At 27.8% G+C, this 3,995-nt stretch carries 2 protein-coding genes and 1 other annotated feature; both genes read left to right on the top strand.

Annotated elements, in window-relative coordinates; all coding sequences use genetic code 11:
* Positions 1-222 precede the first annotated feature (222 nt).
* Positions 223-387, top strand: a binding site (T-box leader).
* Positions 388-436: 49 nt separating this feature from the next.
* Entirely contained in the window at positions 437-1,828 is a 1,392-nt protein-coding gene (locus tag QZ321_RS12235; protein WP_291750194.1) for a glycine--tRNA ligase, read from the top strand.
* 223 nt (positions 1,829-2,051) lie between these two features.
* Complete coding sequence (gene murD / locus QZ321_RS12230) at positions 2,052-3,446, top strand: UDP-N-acetylmuramoyl-L-alanine--D-glutamate ligase (RefSeq protein ID WP_291750196.1); 1,395 nt, start codon at positions 2,052-2,054, stop codon at positions 3,444-3,446.
* Positions 3,447-3,995: the final 549 nt, after the last annotated feature.

Below are 3,995 nucleotides of genomic sequence, written 5' to 3'. Positions count from 1 at the left end.
GAGCACTCGGCTGTTAACCGATAGGCTGGAGGTTCGAGTCCTCTTCGCGGAGCCATTTTTATTTTAAAGAGTTTTGTAGGAGCAGATGATGTCTGTTGATACAAAACTCTTTTTATTTAATATAAAATATAAATTTTAAGTTATATGTAAGTATAATGAAAAAGACCTATAATTTAGCTTGACATATAAAGGTCATTTGATAAAATTAATATATAAAATTTAATAAACATGTTGAGAAAGAAAAGTAGTTTTAATATTCTTTTTAGAGAGATGATGGATGGTGTAAATCATTAAGAAATTAAAATGAAAGGAACTTTTGAGTGTTAGTTTAGAAAGTTGGGCTTTAGCCAAGAAGGGTGGAACCGCGGAATTTATTTCGTCCCTTTATGGTTATAAGGCTTTTTTTATTATAAAAATATATTTAGGAGGATTAAAAATGGCAGTAGAAAAGACTATGGATAAAATAGTTGCTTTATGTAAAAGCAGAGGTTTTATATTTCCAGGATCAGAAATATACGGAGGACTTGCTAACTCATGGGATTATGGTCCTTTAGGAGTAGAATTTAAAAACAATGTTAAAAAAGCTTGGTGGAAAAAATTTGTTCAAGAAAGTCCATATAATGTAGGCGTTGATTGTGCAATATTAATGAATCCAGAAGTTTGGGTTGCTTCAGGACACGTAGGTGGATTTTCAGACCCACTAATGGATTGTAAAGAATGTAAATCAAGATTTAGAGCAGATAAGTTAGTTGAAGATCATATGACTGAAACAGGAGTAGAAGTTGCTTGTGCTGATGGATGGACTAATGAAGAATTAATGGAATACATAACTAAAAACAATATAGTTTGTCCTAAATGCGGAAAAATGAACTATACAGATATAAGAAAGTTCAACTTAATGTTTAAAACTTTCCAAGGAATAACTGAAGATTCAGCTAGTACAGTATATTTAAGACCAGAAACTGCACAAGGTATATTTGTTAATTTTAAATCAGTTCAAAGAACTTCAAGAAAGAAAGTTCCATTTGGTATAGCTCAGATTGGTAAATCTTTCAGAAATGAAATTACTCCAGGAAACTTTACTTTTAGAACAAGAGAATTTGAACAAATGGAATTAGAATTCTTCTGTAAACCAGGTACAGATTTAGAATGGTTTGGATACTGGAAGGATTATTGTTGGAATTTCTTATTAAATTTAGGAGTTAATTCTGAATCTTTAAGAATTAGAGATCACGGGGAAGAAGAGTTATCATTCTATTCAAATGCTACATCTGATATTGAATATTTATTCCCATTTGGTTGGGGAGAACTTTGGGGAATAGCTGATAGAACAGATTATGACCTAAAGAAGCATGCTGAACATTCAGGAACAGATATGACTTACTTAGATCCAACAACTAACGAAAAATATATACCATATTGTATTGAACCATCATTAGGAGCAGATAGAGTTGCATTAGCATTTTTAGTTGATGCATATGATGAAGAAGAATTAGAAGGTGGAGATGTAAGAACAGTTATGCACTTACACCCAGCATTAGCACCATATAAAGCTGCTGTATTACCATTATCTAAGAAATTATCAGAAAAAGCTGATGAGGTATATTCAATGTTAGCTAAAAACTTCAATATAGAGTATGATGAAACAGGAAGTATTGGTAAGAGATATAGAAGACAAGATGAAATAGGAACTCCATTCTGTATAACAGTTGATTTTGAAACTGAAAATGATGGATGTGTTACTATAAGACATAGAGATTCAATGACTCAAGAGAGAGTTAAAATAGAAGAGTTAAATAACTTTATTGCAAAAAGTTTAGAATTTTAATTTTATAGCGTTAAGATATATAGTTAAGTATATCTTAGCGCTATTTTTATAAATTATACAAAATATAAAAATAAAAGTTATAATATATTACTTTTAAATAACATAAAGATATTTTTGTAGATTAATATTAAGTTATTATAATTTATAGAATATAAGAATTTATAATGATATAATTTATATATTAGAAAATTCAGTAATATAAAATTAGATAAGTTTATAATGTATGAAGGTGTGGAGGCAATTAATGAAAGATTTTTGTGAATTTAAAAAATTTATTAATGGAAAAAATGTTGCTGTTGTAGGAATTGGGGTTAGTAATATACCTTTAATCAATTTTTTAGTGAAATTAGGAGCTAATGTAACTGGCTTTGATATGAAGAATGAAGAAGCTTTAGGAGAAATTGCTGTTGATTTTAAAAACAAAGGTGTTAAGTTACAATTAGGAGAAAATTACTTAGAAAAATTAACAGGATATGAAGTTATATTTAAAACTCCATCAATGAGAATTGATTGCGACGCACTAGTAAAGGCTAAAAAAGAAGGTGCTTATATAACATCTGAAATGGAAGAGTTTGTTAGATATTGTAAAGGTAAAATATATGCTATAACAGGTTCAGACGGAAAAACAACAACAACAACTATAATATCTAAGTTATTAGAGGCTCAAGGATATAAAACTTGGGTAGGGGGAAATATAGGTACACCTTTATTTTCTAATATAGAAGAAATAGAAGAAAATCATATGGTTGTATTAGAATTATCAAGTTTTCAACTTATGACTATGAATTTACCTGTTGAAGTAGCTGTTGTTACAAATTTAGCACCAAATCATTTAGATATGCACAAAGATATGCAAGAATATATAGATGCAAAGAAAAATATATTTTTATATCAAAAAAGTAATGGAATATTGGTTTTAAATAGAGAAAATGATATAACTTATGGCTTTGAAAAAGAATCAAAAGCAGAAATAAGAGAATTTTCTTCAAAAGGACCCCTTAATAAAGGTGCTTACTTTAATGAAGGAATATTATATTTAGATGGAAATAAAGTTTGCAAAAAGGATGATATAGTTATTAAGGGAATTCATAATGTAGAAAATTACTTAGCAGCTTTTGCAGCTACTAAAGATGATGTAACAATAGAAACTATGAAAAATGTTGCTGAAAGCTTTTCGGGAGTAGAACATAGATGTGAACTTGTAAGAGAAGTTGATGGAGTGAAGTATTATAATGATTCTATTGCGTCTAGTCCTACTAGAACTCTTGCAGGACTTTTTGCATTTGAAAAAAAGGTAATATTAATAGCAGGTGGATATGATAAGCATATACCTTTTGAACCTTTAGCTGAGGAAGGATATCCTTATATAAAAGAATTAATACTTTTAGGAGCTACTAAGAACTTAATAAGGGAAGCTTTTGATAAATTAAAGTTAGAAAAAAATATAAATATTCCAATTATTATGGTAAATTCCTTAGAAGAAGCTGTTAATAAGGCAAAAGAAATAGCTGAAGTTGGGGATATAGTTACTTTATCACCAGCATGTGCATCATTTGATATGTTTCCTAATTTTGCAGTAAGAGGGAATAAGTTTAAAGAGATAATAAATAATTTATAAAATAAATTTAAAGATTTATACTAAAAGAAGTAAGAGTTAGATTTTACTTCTTTTTTTAATTTTATATTTTATTCTATATTATTACTATAAAATTTTAATTAATAATAAATAAAAATAAGTATAATTGATGTATTTTAACTAAAAGATTAAAAGTTTATAGGTCAAAAAGGTAACAACCTAGCCGGGAGTATCTATATGTTAAAAAATAAGAAAACAAGAGAAAAAGTGAGAAATATTAAAATAAAATTTATAAAATAGAATAAAGTTATTAATTTCATATTATTAAACATGTTAATATAAAACACGTCGTCGGGAACAAACGATAAGTTTGAGAGACGGCAGTAGATTAACAACACAATATAAACTAAAAAAGTTTTAAAAAAGTGTTGACAGCTAAAAAGATAAATGATATTATGAATAAGCAGTCAAGTCGATTGCCAAATGATCTTTGAAAATTGAACAGAATATAAATTAAGTAACCAGCAATTCTTTTGAGAGTCTAAAACAAGACTCAAAGTAATTTGAGCAAAAGATTAAACTTTTTAGTGA

It is taken from the genome of uncultured Clostridium sp., assembly GCF_910588715.1.
Lineage (GTDB): Bacteria > Bacillota > Clostridia > Clostridiales > Clostridiaceae > Clostridium.
Note: the sequence above shows the minus strand (reverse complement) of the source record. Positions and strands in the feature narration are given on the sequence as shown.

Bases quoted from the DNA above. Each gene is read 5' to 3' on its own strand.
- QZ321_RS12235 (WP_291750194.1), top strand. From the start codon at position 437: ATGGCAGTAGAAAAGACTATGGATAAAATAGTTGCTTTATGTAAAAGC.
- murD (WP_291750196.1), top strand. From the start codon at position 2,052: ATGAAGGTGTGGAGGCAATTAATGAAAGATTTTTGTGAATTTAAAAAA.